This is a genomic window from Actinorhabdospora filicis (assembly GCF_030269765.1).
Taxonomy (GTDB): Bacteria; Actinomycetota; Actinomycetes; order Mycobacteriales; family Micromonosporaceae; genus Actinorhabdospora; species Actinorhabdospora filicis.
In genome coordinates, this window is record NZ_BSTX01000002.1 from 555,788 (window position 1) to 573,944 (window position 18,157).

The window sequence follows — 18,157 nt, forward strand, 5'->3', positions numbered from 1 at the left end:
CGTGCCATGACTCGCAAGGCGCTCTTTCGTTCTCTCACCGGCGCCATGGCGCTGGTACTCACCACCGGCTTGCTCCTGGGCCGCTCCTCGCTGCCGGAGCCGGCAGTCGGCCTGGCACCGGATCCGGCGTCGGCACCGCCCGTGGAGGGCGTCGATGTCGACCCAGCGCTCGCCGACCACGACATCAACCAGGTCATCGCGGGCATGCAGACCTCGATGCTCCCGCATCCGCTGTGGCCCGAGGGCAGCAGCGTCAACCTCGCGCTGAAGGCGAACACGCCCGTCGCGGCCAACGACACCGCGGCAGTGTCGATCGCCCCGACGGGTGACGGGAATGTGGGCTCGGTCCGCCTCGACGTCCTGGGCCGTGAGGAGACGAAGGCACGGGGACGCTCCGACGGCCTGCTGTTTCAGCTGACCCGCACCGACTCCGGCCGCGAGGGAACAGTCTCAGCGCGCGTCGACTACTCCCGCTTCGCCCACGCCTACGGCGCCGACTGGCGCGACCGACTGAGCTTGTGGACGGTACCGGACTGCGCCGGATGCGCACCCGAGCGGCTGCGCACCGACAATGACCTGGCCACGACATCCGCGACCGCCGAGATCGCGCTGTCGGGAACCACTACGACCACTGTGTTGCTCGCCGCGGACCAAAAGGGATCCTCGGGAGACTTCACGGCTTCGAAGCTATCGCCGTCCTCGACCTGGACGCAAGGCGGCAACAGCGGCAGCTTCAACTGGTCCTACCCAATGGCGGTTCCTTCACCCAACGGCGTCGGCCCCACCCCGAACCTCGCGATTAACTACTCCTCGGCTTCGGTCGACGGTCGCTCCGAGGCGACCAACAACCAGCCGGGCTGGATCGGCGAGGGCTTCTCGCTCGAGCCGGCTTCGATAGAACGCCGCTACGTTTCATGTTCCGAAGACAGAGACGGTGGCGCTAACAACCCCACCAAGACCGGCGACCGCTGCTGGAGGCTGGACAACGCGATGTTGTCCATGGCCGGACACGCCGGTGAACTCATCCCCGCGGGCGCCGGCAAATGGCGACTCAAGAACGACGACGGGACCGTGGTCGAGCGACGTACGGACACCGACAACACCGACGACGACAACGAGTACTGGCGAGTCACCACCAGTGACGGCATCCAGTACTACTTCGGCCTCAACCGGCTTCCCGGCTGGACCTCCGGGAAGCCCACGACGAACTCGGTATGGACAGTCCCGGTCGCCGGAAACAACTCCGGAGAACCCTGCCACGCCACCAGCTTTACGAACTCCTTCTGCGACCAGGCGTGGAAGTGGAACCTCGACTATGTCGTCGACCTCAGCGGCAACTCGATGTCCTACTGGTATGAGACCGCTTCCAACAACTACGGCAAGGAGAGCGACGCCTCCAAGCCCGTCTCCTACACCCGCTCCGGCGAGCTCGCCCGCATCGACTACGGCACCGACAACCGTGACGGTACCGAGTACGACGGCAAGGTACCCGCCAGAGTCGACTTCACCCTGGAAGACCGCTGCCTGACCGGCTGCGCCACCAAGGACGAGGCCCACTGGCCCGACACCCCGTGGGACCTGTCCTGCGATTCGACCACCAGCTGCCCAGACAGCCGCACACCCACCTTCTGGTCCAGCAAGCGGCTCACAAAGGTCACCACCAGCGTCTGGGACATCGGCCTGGGCAAACACATGCCCGTCGACTCCTGGTCGTTGACCCACACCTTCCCCAACCCCGGAGACGGCACCCGAGCCGGACTCTGGCTCAAATCGATCGTCCACACCGGACACGTGGGCGCCGACAGCCCTACGCCCTCGATCGACTTCGACTGGGTCCAGAAGTACAACCGCGTCGACGTCGGTGATGGCGAGCCGACGATGAACTGGATGCGTCTGGCGGCGATATGGACCGAGACCGGTGGTCTCATCTCGATGACCTACACGCCGGTCGACTGTGTCAGTCCCTCCGCGATGCCGACCTCGCCGGGCGACAACTCCAAACGCTGCTACCCCGTCCTCAGCCAGGACCCTTACGACGAAGGCAAACTGAACACCCGCTGGTACCACAAGTACCTCGTGTCCTCGGTGAGCCAGTACGACCAGCTCGAGGGCCTCAACACCGTCACGACCAGTTATGAGTACGCCGGGTCACCCGCCTGGCGCTTCGCCGAACGCGACGCGCTCGTGGACGACAAGTACCGCACCTGGTCGGACTTCCGCGGCTACGAGACCGTTCGCACCCGTGTCGGACTCGAAGGCGACCAGTCCCTCACCGAGACCAAGTATTTCCGCGGCATGCAGGGCGACAAACTCCCCGGAGGCGGCACCCGCAACGCCAGCGTCACCGGATCCGTCGGACCGGCCATCACCGACGACAACCTCTACTCCGGGATCGTCCGCGAGACCACCACCTACAACGGCGTCAGCGACAAACCGGTCACCCGATTGGTCTACGAACCCTGGAAGTCTGCACCCACCGCCACCCGCACCATTGACGGGAACACCACGACCGCGAACTTCGTCCGCTACGATGCTGTCACCTATGCCCAGACTGCCCTCGACCAGGGACGAGGCTGGCGCAGTGCGAAAATTGAGAAGAAGTACGAAGACATCTATGGATCGGTCGACTACGTCGACGACCAAGGTGATATCAACGCCACGGGCGATGAGAAATGCACGTGGTTCGAATACAACCGCAACACCGCGATCAACCTGCTCAATCCGGCCAAGCGCGTCTACAGCTATGCCACTACTTGTTCCGCGCCGGTCGTATCCGGTGACGACGGTATCGTCTCCGACATTCGTACCTCCTTCGACGGGCTTGACTATGACGCAACGCCGACAAGGGGGTTGGCTACCAAAAGCGAAATGATCAAGTCCTTCGTTCCTACCGGAGGCGGCACGGGTATCTCCAACTATGTGGTCGTCGCGCAGACCAAGTTTGACGTCCTCGGCCGACCGATTGAATCGCAGGACGTGCGCGGCAAGTGGTCCAAGACCGCCTACACCCCGGCCACTGGCGGACCAGTCACCTCGATCACCAACACCAACCCACTTGGCTGGACCACGACCACCACCAAGAACGCGCGCGGCGACGCCCTGCTCACCATCGACGCCAACAATAAGAAGACCGAACTCGCCTACGACGGCCTCGGACGGCTCACCAAGGTCTGGACCACGGCCCGGACCAAGGCACAGAACCCGAACAGCCCGATGAAGGAGTTTTCATACACCCTGTCCAAGGACGGGAAGAACGTCGTGGTCTCCAAGACCCTCGACGCCGCGGCCGGACCCGGCAACCCGCACTACACCAGCACCTACGCCCTCTACGACGGGCTGCTCCGCGACCGGCAGACGCAAACACCGTCACCAGACGGCGGCCGGATCATCACTGACACTCTCTACGACAACCACGGCCGCGCATACGCCGCCCAAGGCCCCTTCCGTTCCACCGGCTTGCCCTCGGGCACCCTGTATCAAACCGTGGCCGGTGAAGTCGATGCCCGCTCGATCACCCAGTTCGACCGCGCCGACCGGCCCACCGCCCAGATCGCCTACCGCAAGCTGACCGAACTGTGGCGCACCGTCACCCGCTATGCCGGCGATTCCACCACGGTCATCCCCCCTGTCGGCGGCGTCCCGCTGACCACGGTCACCAACATCGACGGCAAGCCCATCGAGCAGCGTCAGCACCTCACCCCGGACGCCACCGGAGCCACCCTGTCGCTGTACTACACGTACAACGACAAAGATCAGCTCACCGACGTCACCGACGCCGACGGACGCAAGTGGAAGTTCGGGTTCGACCTACTCGGACGCCAGACCACCTCCACCGACCCCGACAGCGGCACCATCACCAGTGAATACGGGGATGGCGGCGACCTACTGGCCACAGTCGACGCCCGCGGTGAGCGGCTCGCCTACTCCTACGACGACCTCGGCCGCAAAACCGGCCTCTACGACGACACGGTGAGCCCGGCGAACCGCCGCCTGGAGTGGCGATTCGACACCCTGGTGACCGGCGCGTCGTTGAAGGGCCAGGCCGCAGGCTGGAGCCGTTTCACCCCTGACGGCGAATACCGCTTCGACATCCAGCAGATGAACGCCGGCTACCAGGTTGTCAACAGCCTGTACACGATTCCGGCTGTCGAGGGTGCCCTCGCCGGCACCTACACCTACACGCAGAACTACACCCTAAGCGGCGCGCCGCTCACCACGGGCATCCCGATGGCAGGGAATCTTGACGGTGAAGGCCTGACCATCGGTTACGACGCCACCACAGGATTGCCCAAGACCTATACCGGCAGCGGGGCCGTGCTCAGCGGGTCCTATGTCACCGACACCGTATACAGCCCCATCGGGCAGCTGAAGAGTGTCACGGCCTCGCGTGACGGTCTGCACGTCAAGCGGGCAAACACCTATGACCCGGCAACCGGGCGCCTCACTCATGTCGGGGTCTCACGGGAGACGGCGCCCACCGGCGTCAGCGAGACCGAGTACGCCTACAACCCCGCCGGGAACATAACCGGGATCTCCGAGTCCATCCGCGGCGACAACCAGTGCTTCGCATACGACTCCCTCCAGCGCCTCACCGAGGCATGGACCCCGGCCAACGGCGAATGCTCGACACCCGCCTCGGCGGCCCTGGGCGGTCCCGCGCCCTACTGGAAGTCCTATGAGCAGGACCTGGCCGGCAACCGGACCAAACTCACCGACCACACCGCCACTGGTGGCACCCGCACCACGACCTACACACAGACCGACGCCACCCACCCCCACGCGGTCACCGGTGCGTCCACCACCACGGGAACCGGAACCACTCTCTCCCAGAGTTTCACCTACGACCTCGCCGGTAACACGAAGACCCGCGTCACACCCGCAGGAACGCCGCAGACCCTCTCCTGGGACTCCGAACAGCGCCTGACGACGATCACCGGAGCCAGCGGCGACGCCACGCAGATCTACGGCGCGGACGGAGCACGCCTGATCCGCCGTGACGCCAAGGGGGCGACCCTCTACCTGCCTGGCCAAGAGGTCCGCTACGACAAGGCCGCCAACAACACCACCTGCACTCGCTACTACACCTACGCTGGCTCGACGCTTGGTATACGCACCACGACCGGCGGCCTCGTCTGGGTGTTCAACGACCATCAAGGCACCGCCAGCACCACTATCGACAACAGCAATCAGCAGAACGTCACTACCCGCTACCAAGACCCCTACGGAAACCCTCGTGGTGCACCGAAGACGTCCTGGCCCGGCGAACGCGGATTCCAGAACGGCGTCAATGATCCCTCGGGTTTGACCCACATCGGCGCTCGTGAATACGACTCTGTGCTCGGTCGCTTCATCAGTGACGACCCCGTCAATGACACCTCCTCAAGTCAGCAACTCCACGGCTACGCCTATGCCAACAACAGTCCCATTCTGATGTCGGATCCGAGCGGGCTCGTTGTGCAAGGTGAATCCGATGGGTCGCCGTTTGCCAACAACAATCCATACGCATCTGATGAGGATGAGCGGAATGGTACAAAGAATCCGGGCTTGGCTCAGGAACTTCGGGATAAGCGATATGAGCAGATCATTAACGGCGAGTTCGATGACATTAGTGATTCAATGGATGAAATGCTGCTTGAAATGATTGGGCCTAGATGTCTCGCGGGAGGTGGGGATGAACAGCAGGCGCTGTCCTGTCTTGTGAGGGCCCTATTTGCGGACTATCAGGTGAAGAGCAACTTGAGGGCCGTGCTCGATCGAATCGATGAGTCGCGTATGGCAAAGGGGGATGAGTTTGGGTTCGATAAAAAGGAGGAGTTTCTGGCTGCGTTCTGGCTTGCTGCGGAAGGTAAAAGTGTGGTCTCGAAGAATCGACAAGTAAACGTTGTCGGCGCGGATGATGGATGGGCGTTCGATGCATGGGTGGATGGGGAACGAACCGAGTTTAAGTATCTTACGAGCAACTCCCGCAATCGAGTTAATGCCGACTTCCGTGACGCTAACAGACAGCACGCTGTCAACGTGGTATTTCTTGTTGACGAGGTCAGTACGACGGCCCTAGAGAAAGGTCGTGCGATGTTCGTTAGAAACCGCGGTGGGCGCGAGTCTGAGCTCCAAAAGTTCCGAGTGTTGGGGTATGATCCTGAAGGCGACTTCTGGGAGGTGGAGACGCAGTCTATCTACGAAGAGATGCGTACGAAATAGCAGCAGGGTAGGATGGGCTGGCTGGATTTGTAGATTGTCGAGTTGTGTATGACTGTATCGTTGATGCTGGGGCAGCTTGATCCGACAGGTTCACCGCAGCAATTCGGACCTTTTGTGCGCATGGAGATCCCGGGTCTTCAGGTACTTGATCATCGGAGTGCGGATTCGTGGACTCTCGTTATTCCAGGTGGTCGCTGCGAAGTTGCGTACGATCCGGAGGACGGTGAACCGTTTCGCTCCTACCCTTATGTCTTGACGATATACTCGGATGCGGGCAAAAGGGATGACCTTCGTCTTGGGGAGTGGCTGTATTCGGCCATTTGCGAAGCGGGAGACTACCGCGTCGTTCTCTTGGTTGATGGCGAACCGATGCGTGCGACGAGTGTCGATCTCGATTCTTTCTGGGGGGATTGACGTAGTCGTGGTCTTCTGGTGTGGAGTACATACGTCGATTGAGTTCGTCGCGGGAGATGGCTTGGTGTGGTAGCGTTCCTGTCTTAGAGCTCATGGTCGGCGGACCTACGCCACTGCGCGACACACCCAGTGCCCGCGATGTGAGCACTTGCCGCCGTGCGTTGGGACTCTGATCCGAAGCTGCTTTTCGGCAGACTTCGCCGCCCGGCTGGCTAATGACCCGGACTGCCGTGTGTGGCTTAGCCTCGCCAAGGCCATGTCCGGCAAACTCATAACAGCAGGTACGAGTCCAGAATGCCGCCAGGTCCGCTCCGTGCTCTTGACCGATGACTCCCGAACCATGCGGCACATCATGGAGCGGAGAGTTGGGACGCGAATTAGGACTGGCCATGATCGCCTGATGCCCGCACCGTGCACGGTCGGTGCCTCCTGTGCCTTGTAGACGTCACAGGGTTGTCAGTACTTCGAAAAGGGCTCGGCGGGGACGATCGGCCATGCCGCGGTGCCGGGCTCGTAGGTGCCGGTGAGGAAGCGCCGGGCACCGTCCAGCAGGTCCACGTTCCCGCCTAGGCCGTAGCGGGCCAGCAGCTGCAGGGCGATCGTGGTGGCCAGGACCGAGGATCCCGCGCGACGCACGTCGGGTTCGAGGGCATGACCGAAGCCGCCGTCGGGATTCTGGAAGGCGCCGAGGGCCTCGGCCACCACGGCGGTGTCGGCGGTACCGAGCTCGACCGATACGCAGCGCTGGTCGATGGCGCGGCCGTGCCGGTGTATCCAGTCCACCGCCGGCGAGGCGTCCATGCGATCCCCCTTTTCCGTAATGTCGTTGGGACACCGGCATCATCTACCCGACGGACGGCGCATGCCGGTAGCAACGGCACGGGGCGTGGTGTCGCCGACGGGAGGTCGAGGGTGCCCGACTGGCTGGACGTGATCTGGATACCCGTGCGCGCCTACGCCAACAGCCCATGGGGCTGGGGCGTCCTGGTCCTGGGAATCCTCATCGCCGCAGCCGGTGGCGGCCCGCTGTCACGGCGGCTGGGGTGCTCGCGGACGGTCGCGATGGGCTTGATCATCAGTACGGCTCCCATCGTCATGTTCACCCTGCCCTCGCCGATGATCGGTGTCCGCGCCGACGCGATTCCCAAGCTCGGCCGCTTCTTCGGCACGTTCATCGAGCCCTACACGTACTCGGATCTGCCGATACAGCTCGGACAGCCCGAGGGCATCGCCAATGTGCTCCTCTTCGTGCCGCTGGGGTTCTTCCTCATGATGGCCACGCGCCGGCCGGTGCCGTCGCTGCTGGTGGGCATCGGATCCTCGCTGCTCATCGAGATGTGGCAGGAGGTCTCGGCGCGGGGCGGCTCACCCGGCGACGTGTTCATCAACGGCGCCGGGGGAGCGATCGGGGTCTGTGTCGCCTGGATCCTGTGGCGCCTGCTGCGGCAGCGGCACGCCACGCTCGCCACCCCTGCGGACTGACCTCGCTCCGGTCCCGAGCGGTTATCCGCGCAGCCGGGCCGGTTCCGCGAGCAGCTCCAGCCGCTCGTCGGGGGTGAGGGCGGCGAACGGTTGACCGCTCAAGGGTGTGGGACACGCCGGGAGCCTCGTCCGCACCGCCAGGAGAGCGTCCATAGTGGATCGAGGGCATGCGAAAAGGGCCCGCTCATGCGGGTGGACGGGGCACGCCACCCCCGAGGGGATGCCGGGCCCCGCCCACGGGGTTCTAGGACGTGGTGCCGCGCATGGCGGCGATGACCGCCCGGGTGATCTCCTGCGGGAGCCGATCGGGGGCGTCCAGCAGGATCGAAGCCGCCCGGGGGATCCAGAGACTGTCCGGTGGCGCGATCTGGACGACCGCGCAGCCCGCACGGGTCAGCGCCGCTACTTTCTCGGCCACCAGCTGGAACTCACCCGAGGCGACGTCGCCGTCGGTGATCAGGAACAGCACCCGCCCGTCTCCCGGGGCCGATAGCCGCAGCGCCCGGATGAGGGCCTCGGCGGCGACGTCGAGGAAGCGGGTGCTGTATTCCATCGCCGGGACCGCGAGCCCTTCGGGGACCCGGCCGGGTGCGACCAGGGGCTGCAGGAATTCCCCGAATGTCACCGCCGCCGACTCGCCATGGGCGTAGCGGGCCGCTGTCGCGCACATCCAGGCGGCCTCCACCGCGGGGGTGAAGAAGTGCCCCATGGAGACCGACACGTCCAGGGCGATCCCGATGCGGGGCCGGGGCGCCGGTGGCCGGATGCGTGTGACGCGCTGCCATGGCTGGGCCGTCACCCTCGCCCCGGCCGCTCTCTGCGCCGATGCCCCCAGCGCTCCGCGCATCCGCAGCCGCCCGGGAGGCAGGGCCGAGGACCGGGCCACCGGTTCTCGCTGGGTGACCTCCAGGCGCTCCAGGCGGCGGGCGAGCTCGCGGGAGGCGCGCTCGATCCCGGGTGTGGGTGGCCGCTGCGGGAAGGGGCAGCGGCGGTCGAAGACACGGTCGGGGTCGGGCCGCTCGGGCTCCCATGGCGGCGGGCCGGGAATGGGCGGGATGAGGTCGCGGACGGCCCGGATCGCCGCACCGGCCGCTTCGGCGGCGCGGCGGGCGTCGACGGTTCCGGCCCGGTCGGCGCCGCGCAGGATCCGGCACCACTCGCGGGCCAGCCGGTACATGCCCGCGGCATCGGTGTCGCCGATGTGCAGGACGCGCCGCCAGACCCGCCGCAGCCTGCGCAGCAGATGCGCCGAGAGTGCCGCGCGCAACTGCCGCCCGATGGCGGTGACGTCGCAGGGGTCGAGGACACCGGCGTCGCGGCGGCCGAGGATGAGGAGTGCGGCCTTGGCGGCCGTCCACGCCGGATACCGCGTCACCGATCCGGTGATCAGCGTCGGCACCACGATGGTCGCCGCCGCCGCCATCAGCCACGGACGGTCGACGCCGCGGTCGCTGAGGCGGAGGTGTTCGGCGCGGATCTCCTCCAGCAGCATCGCCGCGCGATGCACCAGCCCCGGGACGGCGGTGCCGGGCCGTGGCCAGCGGGAGTGCTCGGCGTGGGCCAGCTCGTGGTGCAGGACCCCGATCGCGGGAGCGTAGTTGCCGTGGTCGCGGGGATTGGCGGCGTTGATGCCCGCAGGGTCGATACCGGGGAAGCAGACGTCGGTGTCGATTTCGATGAGCGCGCGGGCGGGGATGAAGCAGGCCGGGTGCCCGTGCGCGAGTCCGGGGGCCGCGGCGACGGTGATGCCGCGCCGGCCGGTGGCGGTGGCCGCGAAGGCGGTCAGCTCGGCCGAGACCCGCAGCCATTGGCGGTCGCGGCCGCGTGTGCGGCTCGCGGTGTGCTGGATGTGCATCGCGATCACCGCACAGGTGGGGGAGCGGCGGGCAGTTGCGGCCCGAGGGCCAGCGGCCGGATCGTCCTGCCGGTCACCCGGGATACGACCTCGGCGACCAGCGGCCGGTCGATGGCGGGGGCGACGGCGACGAGGTTGGCCAGGGCGGCGTCCAGGCCGAGGGTCTCGGTGACCTTCTTGACGGCCAGCAGTTCACGCAGTTGCGGTGACCAGCCGATCGCGCCGGAGGCGGCGTTGGCGGCCAGGTTCATCGCCACCGTGATCGCCTGCTGCGGAACGCCGAGCCGCTCGGCGAGGTCCCAGTCGCTGGTGACCTCGATGTGGACGGCGAAGCGGGAGCTGAGGGCCTCGGTGAGGATCGCCCCGGCCACACCGGGGTTGTGGCCCGCGATGACGTAGAACCCGTCGGCGGCCTTGATCGTCTCCCCGGTGTGGGCCTTGACGGTGATCTCGCCGCGCCCGTCCATCGCCGGGTAGAGCACGGCCAGCACACTGGGGGCGATGAGGGTGGCGTCGTCGATGAAGAGGACCCGTCCCTCGCGCATCGCCGTCACCAGGGGCCCGTGGACGAAGCGGTAGGTCCCGTCGGGTTCCTGGGTGTACTCGCCGGTGAAGTCGGCCACGGCGGTGTCGCCGTCTCCGGCGATGGTGACCAGGTCGGGGAAGGCGGCCTCCACCAGCGCGGTCTTGCCGGTTCCGGGCGGCCCGTAGAGCAGGACGGGCACGCCGTGGGAGCGCATGCGGGCCAGGACGTCCACGTCGCTGCCGTCGGCGAGGGCGCGGGGGTGGTAGAGCCGCCCATTGGGCCGCAGAATCGGTGCCGCGACGGCCGGTGCCGAGGGTGGCGCGCCGGTCAGGCGCCAGCGGATGGGCCGCCGGCCCGCGACGGTCTCGACGCGTCCGGCCTGGCGCAGGCGCTTGAGCGATTGAAGGACCGCCCCGGCGGATGTGGCACCGACGTCGGTGTGGAGTTCGGCGACGGTCGCCGCTCGCCCGTCACGGTCGGCGAGGGCGGCGAGGATGTCGCGCTGCAGGTCGCCGGGATGCCTGGGGCCGGTACTCATCGCAGGCCCCGTCGCTGGATGCTGATCACATCGGTGGTCTGTAGCTCGACTCTCGCCGAGAACCCAGGCGTACGGCCCGTTCGGGTGCTCATGTCTGCGGTGTCCCTTCGGTGAGGGACCGCGCCACCGTCCGCGCGGGACGAGGGCGCGGCCGGGTGTCGTGCGGGTGGGTCAGCGGAGGTATCGGATGGCGGCGGAGCGGATGAGCAGGGCCCGCAGCGGCCGCGGTGAGGCGTCCAGCCAGCCGAGCGCGGCGGCGATGGCGCGCTCGTGCCGGTCGGCGCCGGGACGCCCGCAGGCGTAGGCGACCAGCCAGCGGGCCTGGTCGGCGAGGATGGCGGCGACGACGTCGCCGAGCAGCGCGTCGCGGTCGTAGCGGCGCCAGGCGGCCCGCGACAGCTCGCCGATCGTGTGGCCCACGCCGATCTCGTCGTCGGGCCGTGTGGTGGTCTCGATGAGTTCGGCCGCGGCGTGCAGGACCGACTCGACGCAGTCGATCTCTGTGCCCAGCAGCTCGGGGTACTCATCGAACACGTCGGCTCCGGCCTCCAAAGGAGGCTCACCATGGTCGATGGACCGGTCGGTCAGGCAACGGGCGGCCGGTGGGTGGGATCGCGGGCCGTGGCGGCCGCGGGCGCGCAGGCAGCGCGGACGGATGCGGTGTGGCACCGGTGTCCTTTCCGGACGGAGACCGCCGTGGAGTCCACGGCGGTCTCGGCGAACAGCGGGTTCTAGGCGTCGGGGTTGGCCCGGTAGCGGCGTGGGCGGATGCCCGCCGGAGTGAGCAGCTCCTGGGCGACCAGGCGCTGGATGGCGTTGGCCACCGCCCCGGCCGAGCGGTCGAGGATCCGGGCGATGTCACCGGGGGTGTAGGCCCGCCCGGGGTGCTCGGCGAAGCAGGCGGCGACCATGGCGCGCAGTTCACCGCGTCCCAGCCGCTGCCGTGACCCGGTATCGGGCACCGCGGGTGCGGTGCCGGTGGACACCGGCGGTGGGGTGTTGGTGCGCCGCCAGGTGTCGGGGCCCGTGGTGTGCCCGGCGCGCACGCGCACGGCGTGCCCGGCCGACTCCAGTACCGTCAGCGCCTTGGCGACCGTCGAGCGCGCCAGCATGAGATCAGCGGCGATCACCCTGGCGGTGACGGACTCGGTGGCGCTCAAGCGGTGCAGGACACGGGACGCGGCAGGAGACATCGACATCCCGGCTCACCCCTCGCCATCGTCGTCGAAGTCGAGGACCTGCTCGGGCACCAGACCCGAGCGCAGGCTGTAGGACAAGAACAGCGCCGCCGCCTCCGGGACCCCGACGATCGTGGCCATGTAGACCCGCAGAGCCCGCAGCGCATCACCCCAGCGGCCCAGGCGCCAGCCCGCGAAGGCCAGCAGCAGCGCCGGAATCGCCCGCCAGGGACCGGCGGTGTTGGCGAAGAGGTCCGGCCAGACCGGGGATCGCGCGTAGCCGGCCGAGGTGGAGATGAGCCGGACGGCCTCGCGCCGCAGCGCGCTATCGCGCAGGGCCGAGACCAGCAGCGCCGCCGTCGCCGGCTCCACCAGGGCCTCCTGGACGTCGAGCCCGGCCAGCAGCGGCTCGGCCCGCTCCGCCATGTCCCGCAACGGCTCGCCGGCCTCGATGGCATCGGTGCTCACCTCCAGGTCGACCAGGGCGGCCGTGATGGCCCGCAGCCGCGCGGTGTCCTTGAGCGCGTACTGCTCCCGGTGCTCCTGCGGTGTGGCCGCCGCACGGGCGCCGGAGACGATGTAGGCCAGCGCGATCGGGGACTGCTCGGGGTCGAAGACCCGCCCGGCCCCGGCATCGCCGCCGGTGAGGTCCCAGTACCGGTCGCCGTCGACGCGCGCGAGGGTGGCCACGGGCAGCCCGGCGTCCTCGAACATCTCCGCCAGACGCCCCAGGTGACCCTCGACGTCGGCGCTCGTGCCGTATCCGATCAGGACCGTCCGGGTCACACCGACCTTGGTGAACGGCGGGAAGGGACCCTCGCCGGGACCGATGCCGGTGAGGTCGAGGTCGAGCTGGGCGACGATGAGCAGACGCCGCTCGCCGAAGCCCACGGCGACGCACTGGCGGGGCCGGCAGCCCAGGAGGAACGGGATCGCCTCCAGAACACTGGACAGGTCGGTGAGCTCGACACCGGGGGGAAGGAAGGGTTCGCGCATGATGTGCGCCTTTCTCGTCGATGAGGTGGTCAGGGCCGAAGCTCGGGGACGGCGTAGGTCACGTGCGTGTCATCGAAGCCGGTGATGAACGTGCCGCGGTCGAATTCGATGAGGCAGTGCACGCGGGTGGCGTAGGCGATCGACATCGCCGCATCGGCCAGCTCCAGGTTGTGGACGCGCCAGGCGGCGAAGGCGGTGAGCATCGCCGGGCCCACACACCACGGCCCGCGCGCGTGCTTGAGCAGATGCGCCCACAGCGCCAGGCCCCGGTCGCGTAGCGGGGAGGCGTCGGCGCGCTCGGGTAGCGAGGTGTAGACCGCGGGTGCCGAGACCAGCAGGATGATCCCGGCCATCGCGGCGGGGTCCTCGGGCAGGCCGGCGACCGGACCGGCCGACAGGCACCGCTCCAGATCGGCGTGGCGTGCGCCCAGGAGACGATCCAGTGCACGGACGTTCTCGGGCCGCCGCGTCCGCGCCGCCTCGTCGCACATGTCGGCCAGCAGGGCCAGCGCGGTGGTGACCGGGGCGAGCCGCCGGTCGTCGATGTCGGCGAGGTAGCCGGTGAAGGCGTGCACACTCGCCGAGATGGGGAGACGTTTCACAGAGACTTCCCTTTCTTACGGAAACGGGTGTGGCCCGCGCGATCGCGCGGGCCACAGGTATGCGGGGACCGTCAGGTCCGGGGTGGGGCGACACCGAGGGCGAGGAGGGCCGTAGCGACGGCCGAGGAGCGCCAGTCGAAACGCTGGCCGAGACCGTCATCCAGCGACCAGAACCGCTCGCCCTCCACGCGCAGGGCGTCATCGACGCGCACGCCCGCCGCCTGCAGGGAGGCCGAGAGGACGGCGAGGGGGACGGACATGTCCCGGCGGCCGCCGTAACCGACGATCACCAGACTCCCGGCCGCGGCGATCAGGGGATCGAGGGGAAGCGAGACCGCGTCCCCGTCGGGCACCTCGATGTGGGCGACGCGGGTCAGCCGGTCACCGTCGAAGCAGACCAGGACGATGCTGTCCGGCGGTGGCACGAGGCCCAGGAAGTAGGGGATGGCCTCCACGAGATCGCGGGGACCGTTCAGGGTGAGATCGGACAGGGGATCGCTCATCGAGAACTCCTCGCGTGAGACGGGGTGGGGTCATCGGACTTGGAGGAGACGGATCAGGCGGTCCAGGACACCGGGCGTGCACGCGGCACCGGGAATGAGCGACCGCAGCGACGGCGACTCGAAGCCGAGGCCGATGACCGGGCGCAGCACGAGGCCGGCGTCGCCGAACTGCCGGCAGAGCACCCGAAACCGCGGATGGACGCTTGAGGCGAGCACGTGCAGGTCGCCGATGGTGAACCGGCGGGTGAGGGCGCCGGGCTCGCTCTGGTGGAGCGGGCCGATGTCGAGGGTGATCAGGCCGAGCCGCCGGAACCCGGAGATGGCCCGCAGCGTCCCGTCCTCGGGATGCCGGACGGCGATCTCGGTATCGGCACCACCTTGCAGAGCGGCGGCGAGGCGCCCGGCACGCCAGGGACGCAGCGTGCCCAGCCGCAGCGAGCCCAGCCGGGGCAGCGCCGGGAGGGGAATGTCGCGGTAGTAGCGGCCGCTGTCGGGCTCGCGCTGAATCCCGGCGGCATAGAGCTGGATGCGCTCGACGCGCTCGGCGTCCAGCAGGACGCGGGCGTGACGGCGTCCCAGCTGCACCCACTCGGTACGCCCCGCGAGGCTCAGGCGCGCGGTCTCGGGATTGGCCGGGAGCGTGATGCGCACGACCTGCTCGTAGGTGAGGTAGTGACGGTAGAAGCGGCGGTGGGGCATGGGGACCTCCCGTATGGGGGCATGCGGAATCGGCCCGCGCCGGAGGCGAAGGCTGGAGAGAAACGTGTGGGTGGCGTGCTCGCCTGAGGGCGAGGCGCGGTGTCAGCGGGGGAGGTGTCCCGGTGGGGCGGAGGTCGACGAGCCGTGAGGCGAAGGTGGACGATCCGGCCAGGGAGGCGACCCGGTGACGGGTGGAGCGGGTGGAGCTAGAGGATGATGTGTGAAGGTGTGATCACTCCACGCTAGCTCCGAAAACGATCAATGGAGCGGATCGGCGGGCTATTGGGCGGGCACAGACCAGGCACACGCGCGGCCTGGGCGGTGCCGCCACCGGGGCACACGTGCGATCATCGCCCACCCGCCACGGGCACGCGATCCCGACGCCATGCCACGGCCCGGCCGTGACATGGCGTCACCGGTGCTACAGGCTTCCGGGAGCGTCGGCGAAGTTCGGGCGCGGCAGCTCGATGGGGTAGCGGTGCCGTTCACGAACGACCGTCGCGGTGTCCTGGGCGAGCTTCCCCGAGAGCAGCGCGTCGAAACTCGACAGCTTCTCAGCCAGCCCGGCGAGCGCCGTCTTGGCGGTCTCGGCCGCCTTGTCGGCTTCGCTCCCGCCGACCTCCCAGGTGTCACCGTCGATGCTGGCCTTGGCCTCGATCAGGGCGAACACGATGCTGCAGATACCGCCACCGCCCACCGAGGCGGCGAAGGCCGCCGAGGCCTCCAGCGCCTTGACCGTCACATCGACGGCCTCCTTGGCGCTCTTCCAGCCGAGGACGAACGTCGTGATCTCCTTGAAGGCGGCGATCACGGCATCGAGGGCCTCGGCGGTCTTGACGTACACCTCCTCAAGAGACTTCTGGTAGCCCTCAAGCGCCCCGCGCAGGATCCCGAGAACCGCCACCTGGGCGGCGGCGGAGTCCTCATAGGCGTTGAGGAAGTTCTCCCGGAAGGCCTCCGCGGCCGGACTCAGCCAGCGGTCCTCATCGAGGGCGTCCTTGACGTTTTCGGTCTCGGTGCGCAGAACGTCGAACGGTTTGCCGTCGGCGACGGTGGTCCCGATCCCCGCGAGGGCGTCGATGGCGGGCTGGTAGGTGGCCACATCGGTGTGGGCGATGTCGGCGGTCATGGAGGCGAACGTGCGATACCCGGGGCTCATCGCCTGGACCTGAGCCGGGCCCAAGATCATGGCGATGCCTCCCATGATGAGGCCGAGCTCGTGCACACGAGCCTCGAAATAGCGTTGATCGGCCTCGGCGGCCTTGGCCTGCAGGTCACCAACGGTGGGCGCGGCTCCACCGTAGGAGTTGGTGCCGTCGGTGCTGGACGACGGCGGGGGCTGCGCGCCGGGGTGATTCACGTCGTAGGGCAGGGCGGGATCGGGGATGTCGGGCTCGCCCGTCCCCAGCCGCTCCTGAATGGCGGTCAGCGCCTGACGGGCCTCGGCATCGGTTTCGGCGTAGGCGGTGACGGCGGTGCGCAGGGCGGTGGCGGTGTCCTCCAGGTTGTCGGCCGAGCGGTAGAGGATGTGCTGGAACTCGTCGCGCAGTTCTCTCCACTTCGGGTAGAAGGCGCTGGGCCTGATCTCGAAGAGCCGGGACGTGCGGTTCACCGCCAGATTGGCCGTGGCGTAGGAGGTGGCCATGGCGGGCAGGTGGACGCGGGCGGCCTTCCAGATCGACTCAAGGTCGGCCTCCAGCTTGTGACCGATGTACTTCACGGCAAGCCCCTCAGACACCGGTCGCGGCGTGGTGAACGTATGCGGTGAGCGCCGAGGACAGCGCGTTGCCGATCTCCACGGCCAGGTCACCGGGCCGGGTGGTGTCCTCCAGCGCGTGAGCGGACAGCCGTACGTCGACGTCTCCCTCACCCGTGAGCGTCACGGTGACAAGGCGGCGCGGCGATACCCCGCGGACCCGGACCGCTGCGATGCCGACGGGATCGTAGGGTCCGTAGCGCAGCTCCCAGGCGCGGCGGGCACCGATGAGGACCGCCTCGATCACCGCGGTGATCTCCCCCGACAGTGACAGGTCGTCGTGACACGCCAGGCGGCGATCGTCTATCGCGAACCTGACCCCCTCATCCGGGGAGTAGGTCGCGGTGACCACACGGCCCGGCGAGGAGGCCTTCACCTGTATCGGCTGCCAACTGTCCACAGTGCTGCGCTCCCGGTGTCGAGGGACATGTCAGAGCCCATCGTCACCATCGGCGACCGCCGCAGGCCATGGTCCGGCGTCCGGAACCTGTCCGGACTATCGCCCGCCACCAATCCGCACAGGCCGATCGTGCTCCCCCGGCCGTCCCCACCTTGGGCGCCAGCACCTCGATCACCCGCAACGCCAAGACCGCGTCGCCGCCCACCGTGCCCTGACCGCACCGGCTCAGCCCACCTGCAGCAGCCCCACCCGATGCAGCCGCCCCGGCACCCGCCAGACCACCCGCATCGGGTCAACGGCGATCTGCCGGTACGTGGTGGCCACCGCGACCGGAGGCCGCGCCCCCAGCACTTGATGCAGGTTGTCCTCGCGCACCTGCGAGGGCAGCTCGATGAGCACCGGCAGCCGCATCTCGGCGTGGATGATCCGCGCGTAGCGCTCGACCTTGGCCCGCAGCTGCGTCAGCGGCTCGCTGCCGGTGTCGTGCTCGTACCAAAACGACACCGACCCGGCCGGGTGCCGCACGCTCGCGCGCCCGTCGGGGCGCACGAGCATCCCGCAGGCACGCGCGGAGTCCTCCTCGTTCCACCACTCCGCCACGCCCGCCTCGGGTGTGGCGCGCAGGACGGTGTGCAGGCGCACGAAGAAGTCGTTGCCGGCCAGCAGGTGCGGCAGCTTCGGGCTCACCGACAGCCGCAGCGCCCGGTCGGCGACCGTCGCGGCCGTCGGTGCCGGTGCGCCGGTGACGGCGGCGTGCAGGCGCGCCCCGAGGTGGGCCAGGGTCCATTTGTAGGGGCTGGAGCCATAGCGCATCACGCGCCGGAACCGGTCGAGGACACCCAGGCGGTGCAGGACCAGCAGCCGCTCATGTGCGCGCGACAGCGAGGTGAAGAACATCGCCGCCAGCTGCTCGGTGGTCAGGACGTGATGGTCGGCCAGGACGGAGATGATCCGCTGGTCGCGTGGGGTCATGCGGGAGACCACCGAGGCGATCGATGTTCCCGCCC

The 18,157-nt window shown here is 68.2% G+C and carries 15 protein-coding genes; 3 read left to right on the forward strand and 12 right to left on the reverse strand.

From position 1 onward, the window contains the following. Nucleotides 1–6 precede the first annotated feature (6 nt). Both QSK10_RS15310 and QSK10_RS15315 read left to right on the forward strand, forming a co-directional pair. Nucleotides 7–6,201 carry an RHS repeat domain-containing protein gene (locus QSK10_RS15310; RefSeq protein ID WP_285663475.1) on the forward strand — a complete coding sequence of 2,065 codons (6,195 nt, stop codon included), beginning with the start codon at nt 7–9 and terminating at the stop codon, nt 6,199–6,201. A gap of 48 nt (nt 6,202–6,249) precedes the next feature. Further along, nucleotides 6,250–6,615, forward strand: a complete 366-nt coding sequence (locus QSK10_RS15315; protein WP_285663476.1) for a hypothetical protein — start codon at nt 6,250–6,252, stop codon at nt 6,613–6,615. 456 nt (nt 6,616–7,071) lie between these two features. Here the strand turns inward: QSK10_RS15315 and QSK10_RS15320 are convergent, their stop codons facing one another. Continuing rightward, a complete protein-coding gene (locus QSK10_RS15320; protein ID WP_285663477.1) occupies nt 7,072–7,416 on the reverse strand; it encodes a hypothetical protein in 345 nt (114 codons plus the stop codon). 111 nt (nt 7,417–7,527) lie between these two features. Between QSK10_RS15320 and QSK10_RS15325 the strand changes: the two genes are divergently transcribed. After that, on the forward strand, nt 7,528–8,097 hold the full coding sequence (locus QSK10_RS15325) for a VanZ family protein (protein ID WP_285663478.1): 570 nt from the start codon (nt 7,528–7,530) through the stop codon (nt 8,095–8,097). Between the two features lie 244 nt (nt 8,098–8,341). On the opposite strand, the gene QSK10_RS15330 is transcribed toward QSK10_RS15325, so the two are convergent. The 11 genes from QSK10_RS15330 to QSK10_RS15380 all read right to left on the reverse strand — a co-directional run bounded on the left by QSK10_RS15330 (nt 8,342) and on the right by QSK10_RS15380 (nt 18,122). Next, nucleotides 8,342–9,952, reverse strand: coding sequence for a vWA domain-containing protein (locus tag QSK10_RS15330; RefSeq protein ID WP_285663479.1), 1,611 nt, complete (start codon nt 9,950–9,952; stop codon nt 8,342–8,344). 5 nt (nt 9,953–9,957) lie between these two features. Then, entirely contained in the window at nt 9,958–11,016 is a 1,059-nt protein-coding gene (locus tag QSK10_RS15335) for an AAA family ATPase (protein WP_285663480.1), read from the reverse strand. A 171-nt stretch (nt 11,017–11,187) separates the two neighbouring features. Beyond that, a complete protein-coding gene (locus tag QSK10_RS15340) occupies nt 11,188–11,550 on the reverse strand; it encodes a hypothetical protein (protein ID WP_285663481.1) in 363 nt (120 codons plus the stop codon). A gap of 197 nt (nt 11,551–11,747) precedes the next feature. Next, nucleotides 11,748–12,215, reverse strand: a complete 468-nt coding sequence (locus QSK10_RS15345; RefSeq protein WP_285663482.1) for a MarR family transcriptional regulator — start codon at nt 12,213–12,215, stop codon at nt 11,748–11,750. Nucleotides 12,216–12,221: 6 nt separating this feature from the next. Continuing rightward, the gene (locus QSK10_RS15350; protein WP_285663483.1) at nt 12,222–13,190 is read right to left on the reverse strand and encodes a DUF4192 family protein; all 969 of its coding nucleotides are present in this window, start codon (nt 13,188–13,190) and stop codon (nt 12,222–12,224) included. Nucleotides 13,191–13,219: 29 nt separating this feature from the next. After that, complete coding sequence (locus tag QSK10_RS15355) at nt 13,220–13,792, reverse strand: DUF4192 family protein (protein WP_285663484.1); 573 nt, start codon at nt 13,790–13,792, stop codon at nt 13,220–13,222. A gap of 71 nt (nt 13,793–13,863) precedes the next feature. Continuing rightward, on the reverse strand, nt 13,864–14,295 hold the full coding sequence (locus QSK10_RS15360) for a DUF4192 family protein (protein ID WP_285663485.1): 432 nt from the start codon (nt 14,293–14,295) through the stop codon (nt 13,864–13,866). A 30-nt stretch (nt 14,296–14,325) separates the two neighbouring features. Further along, nucleotides 14,326–14,994 (reverse strand): hypothetical protein, encoded by a 669-nt coding sequence (locus QSK10_RS15365; protein ID WP_285663486.1) that lies wholly within the window; start codon nt 14,992–14,994, stop codon nt 14,326–14,328. Nucleotides 14,995–15,415: 421 nt separating this feature from the next. Continuing rightward, nucleotides 15,416–16,714 carry a hypothetical protein gene (locus QSK10_RS15370; protein WP_285663487.1) on the reverse strand — a complete coding sequence of 433 codons (1,299 nt, stop codon included), beginning with the start codon at nt 16,712–16,714 and terminating at the stop codon, nt 15,416–15,418. A 10-nt stretch (nt 16,715–16,724) separates the two neighbouring features. Further along, nucleotides 16,725–17,150: a hypothetical protein gene (locus QSK10_RS15375; RefSeq protein WP_285663488.1), complete on the reverse strand. Its 426-nt coding sequence runs from the start codon at nt 17,148–17,150 to the stop codon at nt 16,725–16,727. A gap of 225 nt (nt 17,151–17,375) precedes the next feature. Then, nucleotides 17,376–18,122: a replication-relaxation family protein gene (locus QSK10_RS15380; RefSeq protein ID WP_285663489.1), complete on the reverse strand. Its 747-nt coding sequence runs from the start codon at nt 18,120–18,122 to the stop codon at nt 17,376–17,378. Nucleotides 18,123–18,157 lie beyond the last annotated feature (35 nt).

What these genes read in the sequence shown, in the direction of transcription:
- QSK10_RS15310 (WP_285663475.1), top strand. Translation starts at nt 7, where the DNA reads ATGACTCGCAAGGCGCTCTTTCGTTCTCTCACCGGCGCCATGGCGCTG.
- QSK10_RS15315 (WP_285663476.1), top strand. Translation starts at nt 6,250, where the DNA reads ATGACTGTATCGTTGATGCTGGGGCAGCTTGATCCGACAGGTTCACCG.
- QSK10_RS15320 (WP_285663477.1), bottom strand. Translation starts at nt 7,416, where the DNA reads ATGGACGCCTCGCCGGCGGTGGACTGGATACACCGGCACGGCCGCGCC.
- QSK10_RS15330 (WP_285663479.1), bottom strand. Translation starts at nt 9,952, where the DNA reads ATGCACATCCAGCACACCGCGAGCCGCACACGCGGCCGCGACCGCCAA.
- QSK10_RS15335 (WP_285663480.1), bottom strand. Translation starts at nt 11,016, where the DNA reads ATGAGTACCGGCCCCAGGCATCCCGGCGACCTGCAGCGCGACATCCTC.
- QSK10_RS15345 (WP_285663482.1), bottom strand. Translation starts at nt 12,215, where the DNA reads ATGTCGATGTCTCCTGCCGCGTCCCGTGTCCTGCACCGCTTGAGCGCC.
- QSK10_RS15350 (WP_285663483.1), bottom strand. Translation starts at nt 13,190, where the DNA reads ATGCGCGAACCCTTCCTTCCCCCCGGTGTCGAGCTCACCGACCTGTCC.
- QSK10_RS15360 (WP_285663485.1), bottom strand. Translation starts at nt 14,295, where the DNA reads ATGAGCGATCCCCTGTCCGATCTCACCCTGAACGGTCCCCGCGATCTC.
- QSK10_RS15365 (WP_285663486.1), bottom strand. Translation starts at nt 14,994, where the DNA reads ATGCCCCACCGCCGCTTCTACCGTCACTACCTCACCTACGAGCAGGTC.
- QSK10_RS15380 (WP_285663489.1), bottom strand. Translation starts at nt 18,122, where the DNA reads ATGACCCCACGCGACCAGCGGATCATCTCCGTCCTGGCCGACCATCAC.